This is a genomic window from Acidimicrobiales bacterium (assembly GCA_022452035.1).
In the GTDB taxonomy this organism is placed as follows: domain Bacteria; phylum Actinomycetota; class Acidimicrobiia; order Acidimicrobiales; family MedAcidi-G1; genus UBA9410.
Map to the genome: position 1 here is coordinate 1 of JAKURV010000052.1, position 3,929 is coordinate 3,929.

General features: G+C 65.3%; 1 protein-coding gene. It reads left to right on the plus strand.

Annotation, left to right across the window (positions count from 1 at the left end):
* Window positions 1-156: 156 nt before the first annotated feature.
* On the plus strand, window positions 157-3,642 hold the full coding sequence (locus MK181_10760) for an indolepyruvate ferredoxin oxidoreductase family protein (GenBank protein ID MCH2420280.1): 3,486 nt from the start codon (window positions 157-159) through the stop codon (window positions 3,640-3,642).
* Window positions 3,643-3,929: the final 287 nt, after the last annotated feature.

The window sequence follows — 3,929 nt, forward strand, 5'->3', positions numbered from 1 at the left end:
GTGTTGGACCCAGGTCTGGCCCACGCTGGCCGGGTGCCTCGTGAAGATGTCGCCGATCGCCATAACCCGATCGTAGAGTCGGTTGGGCAGTGTTCGCGCCCAGATAGTGGCCGTAACCGTAGCTACGGTGGTGGTACCGAAACTGGGAGGACTTCCATGGCACTCCTCGGCGACTACCGGCTGACTGACCGGTACCTGAAGGACCAAGGCACCACCTTCCTCACTGGCATCCAGGCCCTCGCGCGGGTCGCAGTCCAGCAGCTGCGCATCGACCGGTTGGCTGGGCTCAACACCGCAGCGTTCGTCTCCGGGTACCCGGGATCGCCACTGGGAAGCTTTGATCAGGAGATCGCCAGGGCCACTGCCCTCGTACCCGACCTTCCGATCGTCCACCAGCCGGGCCTGAACGAAGAACTCGCAGCCTCAGCCGTAATGGGCTCCCAGCTGGCCTCCGAACAGCCCGACTGCCAGTACGACGGGGTGCTGGGCATCTGGTACGGCAAGGCACCCGGCCTGGACCGGGCCACTGACGCCCTCAGACATGCCGTGTTCGCTGGAACGTCCCGCTACGGAGGTGCCGTCGTCCTGGTCGGGGACGATCCCTCCGCCAAGAGCTCCACGTTGCCGTCCAGTTCGGATTCCGCACTGGTCGACCTCCACATACCGATCCTCTACCCGGGAGACGTCCAGGAGATCCTGGACCTGGGCCGCCACGCCGTCGAACTGTCCCGACTGGCCGGAGTGTGGACCTCCCTGAAGGTCGTCGCCGCCGTAGGTGACGGCAGCGGCACCGCAAACCTCGACCTGGGACGCACGGTCCCCGTGGTTCCCGACATGGTCATCGACGGTGTCGCCTACGAACACCGCCCCGACGGCAACCTCATCACCCCGCACACCCTGAGACTGGAGCAGGACTTCCGAGAGGCCCGCGCCGAACTGGTCAGGCGCTACGCGTTGGCCAACGGCCTGAACCGGACCACGGTCGACACTCCGGATGCGTGGATAGGGCTCGTCGCCAGCGGCTTCACCTACTACGAAATGCTCCAGGCCCTTGGCCGACTCGGGTTGACGACCCCGGCAGAGATCGCCGCCGCCGGCATCCGCGTGTTCCAGATGCAGATGCCCGTGCCGTTCAACCCGGCGGTCATCCGGGAGTTTTCCAGGGGACTGGACGAGATTGTCGTCGTCGAGGAGAAGAACCCCACCCTCGAGTGGCTGGTCAAAGACGCCCTCTACGGCGGTCCTGACCAGCCTGTCGTCGTCGGCAAGACCCACCCGGACGGTCGGCTCCTCATGCGCAGCTGGGGGATTCTCGATGCCGACGCCATGGTCGACGGCCTCCGGGAACGGATCTCGGCTCGTTCCGGCGACCGACTCGCTCCGGAACAAAAACGCCGCGAGCGGGTGCCGATCCCGCTGTCTGTGGAACGGTCGCCGTACTTCTGCTCCGGTTGCCCGCACAACTGGAGCACCAAGGTTCCCGACGGTGCCCTGGTCGGCGCCGGCATCGGATGCCACATGATGGTGCTACTCATGGACGAGGACCGAGTCGGTTCCACCATCGGCATGACGGCAATGGGCAACGAAGGCGCCCCGTGGATCGGTATGGCGCCGTTCGTGGACCGACGGCACTTCACGCAGAACATGGGCGACGGGACGTTCTTCCACTCGGGACAGCTCGCCATCCAGGCAGCAGTCGCAGCCGGTGTCACAGTGACCTACAAGGTCCTCTACAACGGAACCGTGGCCATGACAGGCGGCCAGGACGCCGTCGGCGGCACCGGAGTCCCGGAAATCGCCAAGATCCTGCTGGCCCATGGAGTCAGCCAGGTGCTGGTCACCACCGAGGATCGCGGCCGCTATCGGAGCGTCGAAATGCCGGCCGGCGTCAAAGTGTGGGACAGGACCCGCATGGTCGAAGCGCAGGAAGCGCTAGCTGCCGTCGACGGCGTAACGGTCCTCATCCACGACCAGGAATGTGCCGCGCAGACCCGTCGGCTCCGCAAACGGGGGAAGGCCACCACACCGGGCTTCCGCGTCGTCATCAACCACCGCCTCTGTGAAGGATGCGGCGATTGTGGCGAGGTTTCCAACTGCCTGTCCGTCCAGTCCCTGGAAACGCCGCTCGGCACCAAGACCACGATCGACCAGACGTCGTGCAACCTGGACGCGAGTTGCCTGGACGGCGATTGCCCCAGCTTCATGACCGTCGCAGTCGACCCGGATGCCCCGCCAGCTGCAACACCAGAGCCCGACCACGAGGCCCCACTCGGCGCACCTGTCGCCATCGTCAACACCGACACCGTCGACATCCGCCTAGCTGGCGTAGGCGGCACCGGTGTGGTCACCGTGGCCCAGATCCTGGCCACGGCAGCCATGTTCGACGGGTACGAAGTCCGAGGCCTCGACCAGACGGGAATCTCCCAGAAAGCAGGGCCGGTGGTCAGCGACATCCGGTTGTCGCGCATCACCGAGCTGACATCGAGCCTCATCAGCGAAGGCGGCGCCGACGTGATCCTGGCCTTCGACCTGCTCGTCGGAGCATCCGAAGACGTACTACACGTCGGTGATCCGGACCGCACGGTGCTGGTGGCCTCGAGCACTGAGACGCCCACCGGGTCCATGGTCGGACACCCCAGCCGACAACTCCCCGACCTGACAGAGCTCCTGGACCGTGCCGCGGGAGTTACGCGGACGCAAGACAACAAAGTCGTCGATGCCGGCAGGGCGTGCACGGACATGTTTGGCGATACCTCGTCGGCCAACGTCTACCTGCTGGGCGTAGCAGTGCAGACCGGTGCTATTCCGATCGAGCCGGCGTCAGTCGAACGCGCCATAGAGCTCAACGGGGTGGCCGTGGAACGCAACACCGCTGCGTTCACAGCTGGAAGGGCTGCCGTAAACAGCCACACTGGCGTTTCAACAGGGCCCGGAAGCCATTCCGGCAGCGTTCAAGTCCTCGTAGACGAGCTCCCGGAAGCCCTCGCAACCCGGGTGACGGCCCTGGACGCCGCCACCGGGCTCGGTCCACTACTGAAGATGCTCACCTCGGACCTCGTCGGCTACCAAGGCTCTCGCTGCGCCTCGACGTTCCTCGACCTGGTCGAAGAGACAGCAGCCCGGGAAGGCTCTGTCAGGCCAGGGTCGACTGACCTCACCGAGTCGGTGGCCCGTGGCCTCCATCACCTGACTGCCTACAAGGACGAGTACGAGGTAGCGCGCCTGCTCCTAGCCCCAGAAGGCCAAGCAGCTGCCGAAGCCGTCGGAGGCCCAGCGGCGAAGGTCTCGTGGCGTCTCCACCCGCCGGTGCTCCGGTCCCTGGGAATGGGCAAGTTGTCCGTACCCGCCGTGCTGGGTAGGCCCCTGATGAAACTCCTGGCCAAGGGCCGGTGCCTTCGGGGAACCGCATGGGACCCGTTCGGTCGAACCGAAGTGCGCCGCCTGGAACAGTCCCTGGTGCGCGAATACACCGGAGCAGTCCGGCAGATCCTTCAGGGCCTTACGGCAGAAAACCTTGACACCGCGGTCACGACTACCTCGGCTGCCATGAACGTGAAGGGCTACGAGGCACTCAAAGTGACAAGCGGGAGAGCACTTCTAGACGTAATCGGTGGGCAGACGCCGCCAATCTCAGAAACCTGAGTCAAACGCCTTCCAAGATCCGCCTTATCGACTGTGGAGCCTTGGTCAGCCAGCGAGTGAAACCTCCGTTAGGAGCCCTGCTGGACCCCAGTATTTGGTTGGCACCAGAAAACTTTGAGCACGCCTAAGGGTTAGCGGGTGACGCCCACCACGGCACCCGCCGTGGCCTGGACCAGGTCCTTGGGCTTCACCGGGAACACGGAGTCCGGGGTGCCGGCGGCCGCCCACACCTCGTCGAAGTCCATGAGGTGTGGGTCGACGACGGTGCGGAGGGGCACGGTGTGTCC